Raw genomic sequence first — 2,361 nt, 5'->3', positions numbered from 1 at the left:
GGTATTTTCTCCTTACAGGCCAGCCCCCTTAACTTCGTTATTTTATCAGTAAATGCAAATTCTAGCAATCAATCTTAAATGTTCCACTGCTTTAACTGTCTGGTTGAACACAATGAAGACATTCCGGCCGTAAGTTCTAATGCCTTACGATGATGAATAGACCGTCATCTATTTCATGGGCAATGCCATCTAATATGGCCTCCAGGTTGGCTGATACCTTTTCAAGCTGTTCTTGTGTCCGGCAATGGAAGACCGCTGTTCCGCTGGGCACTTTCTCAGGGTAGGTTGTCACAGCTGCCAATATAAATTTATCGACTGTACTCATTCAAGTTTCCTCCCCTTTTCATTTGCTTTTGATTCAGTCGGCATCCTGATCGCATTTTCAAGGGTCGGCACCTGCCCGAGCACTGCTATCGCTTTCTCAACATCTTTTTCCTGAGGAAGGACAAACACGCCCACCCTTCCATCATCAAGGTCCCTTTTGGCAAGGGGCGTGAGTGCCGGTGTCCCGGAATCCTTATATATCCCTAAAGTTGTTGACATATCATGCAAAATCGCTTGACGCTGCCCGAGGTTAGCAATGGTTGACCTGGAATCAAACGACTTTGGAGTCAGCAAAAAACCCATTCCATACCTTAATATTTCCTCCTGCCTGGCAGGTAAACCGATATTCATAATATAAATGTTATCAACATACAGCCCCGCCCCATCAAAATGCGGCTGGACAAATTCAATATTGACTATATCCTTCAATTTCCCTCCAGCCATAAGCCGGTGAGCAAGAATAATCCCAATAATCCCAACCACAAGGGCCGCCCAGAAATTCACGAGCAAATACGCCAGGGTTGTCAGCAGGGATGTAAATATGACAAGGTAGTTTCTGCTTTCAAAAGCAATCGCTATTCCCTCAATATACGTTGCCCCGCGAGGCACCAATTCAAATGCATCCAGTTCAGTCAATGTGTTTCTTTCCATATTCCTGACATCCCTGAACTGGGAGGCTGCCACTGTCAAAAATGTGATAGCCGTGAAGTTCTCTTCTATTAAGGCAGGAACGGCAATGGTCCCCAGCCCTGCCGCAATGAACCCCAAAGCAATATGTATGATCTTCCCATGTAAATAAGTGGGGTACTGCCGATAGTCGGTTCTTAGCATGTAAATACGTGTTAGTGTTCCAATAAATACACCGAAGACTACAGGATAAACATATTCATTCATATATTCTTAACTTCTCCTTTTTTGAGTGCAGATTTAACGATAGTTGATTGTGCATAAGTTAAGAACTGTAATAGATTCAGGGCAAGCCCGGTAATCACAATTACAGAAAGCACGTCAAGAAAAAAATGTCCTCCTATCTGATAAGGTATTTTGTTTTGCAAAAAAACGGCTCCCGTCAAACACTCACCGGTAACCATACCAATGATGATGGCAAGCATCCGCTTTATAAAAAGCTTGCGCTCTCCATAAAGCAAAAGAGAAAGAACAAGAAGGATGGCTGTCACCATGATCTTTTTATCGGCGATCAATATGATCGGATCGTAGAATGATAAAAGAACCAGGCTGGAGTAAGACACCCCTATGATAAAACTCGCTAAAAACAAGTAAAGCTTTTCGGACAGAGAAAAATCTTTAATGAAAACCATTGAATAAAGAAAAATTAGAACAGTTGCCACACCCGTTTGAATTCCGGACAGACTTATCCCAAAAGGAAAACTTATAATCAAAATAAGAACAGCTGCAGAACCCCTTAACCGCCAGTAATGGTTTTTATCCAGCAAAAAGGTGGTGAAAATCCACCCTGCCCACATCACCCATAAAAAATACAAACCATCCATGTATCTACCTCCTATTATTCCATTATGGAAAATCTTTATGTAATCCATTCATGCATACTTGAAATACTTATAGAAAAACTTAATGACAGGAGGTGTGGCACAATGGGAAAAGATCGCCAGGAGAAAAAGCTTAGACAAAGCGGCCGAGTCGAGTCGGACAGAGACCAGTCACTGGAAAAAGCAGGAGCAACGAGATTGGAAAGCCCTGAGGAGTCGAGACGGAGACAGAGGTAATAGAAAAAAGACCCCCGCTGTTCACGGAAACAGCGGGGGTCATTACGTTGGTTGGATTTTAAGTGGGGAGTGACTTGGTTGTCATTTCTGCCCACAGATTTGAACCATTCGCTTGTTTAATTGATCGAATCTTTCTTCCTACCACTTAGATTTTGACCTTTCCTTCGATTAATTGACTAGATTTACCTACTCACCAATAAATTTGGATCATTCCTCTGTTCTTAAGAAAACACAAAAAAGCCGACCACCATCGGCCGGCTTTCTAATTATTATTTTTTGAAATTTTTCAATT

The 2,361-nt window shown here is 42.2% G+C and carries 4 protein-coding genes; 1 reads left to right on the top strand and 3 read right to left on the bottom strand.

What is annotated here, in order from left to right; translation table 11 throughout:
- Positions 1 to 136 precede the first annotated feature (136 nt).
- The 3 genes from BSG1_RS19070 to BSG1_RS19060 are packed head-to-tail and all read right to left on the bottom strand — an operon-like array spanning position 137 to position 1,835.
- On the bottom strand, positions 137 to 325 hold the full coding sequence (locus BSG1_RS19070; protein WP_006838872.1) for a capping complex subunit for YIEGIA: 189 nt from the start codon (positions 323 to 325) through the stop codon (positions 137 to 139).
- Positions 322 to 1,218, bottom strand: a complete 897-nt coding sequence (locus BSG1_RS19065) for a YIEGIA family protein (RefSeq protein WP_006838871.1) — start codon at positions 1,216 to 1,218, stop codon at positions 322 to 324. The genes BSG1_RS19070 and BSG1_RS19065 overlap by 4 nt, the downstream gene beginning before the upstream one ends.
- Positions 1,215 to 1,835 carry a YphA family membrane protein gene (locus BSG1_RS19060; protein WP_006838870.1) on the bottom strand — a complete coding sequence of 207 codons (621 nt, stop codon included), beginning with the start codon at positions 1,833 to 1,835 and terminating at the stop codon, positions 1,215 to 1,217. Before BSG1_RS19060 ends, BSG1_RS19065 begins: the two co-directional genes overlap by 4 nt.
- Before the next feature lie 102 nt (positions 1,836 to 1,937).
- On the opposite strand from BSG1_RS19060, the gene BSG1_RS20650 reads away from it, so the two are divergent.
- Entirely contained in the window at positions 1,938 to 2,069 is a 132-nt protein-coding gene (locus BSG1_RS20650; protein WP_083802934.1) for a YpzI family protein, read from the top strand.
- The last annotated feature ends 292 nt before the right edge of the window (positions 2,070 to 2,361 follow it).

The organism is Bacillus sp. SG-1 (genome assembly GCF_000181495.1).
Classification (GTDB): Bacteria; Bacillota; Bacilli; order Bacillales; family Bacillaceae_B; genus Rossellomorea.
This window is presented reverse-complemented; position numbering and strand designations above follow the sequence as displayed.

Excerpts from the sequence above, each read along its gene's own strand:
- BSG1_RS19070 (WP_006838872.1), bottom strand. The coding sequence starts at position 325 with ATGAGTACAGTCGATAAATTTATATTGGCAGCTGTGACAACCTACCCT.
- BSG1_RS19065 (WP_006838871.1), bottom strand. The coding sequence starts at position 1,218 with ATGAATGAATATGTTTATCCTGTAGTCTTCGGTGTATTTATTGGAACA.
- BSG1_RS19060 (WP_006838870.1), bottom strand. The coding sequence starts at position 1,835 with ATGGATGGTTTGTATTTTTTATGGGTGATGTGGGCAGGGTGGATTTTC.
- BSG1_RS20650 (WP_083802934.1), top strand. The coding sequence starts at position 1,938 with ATGGGAAAAGATCGCCAGGAGAAAAAGCTTAGACAAAGCGGCCGAGTC.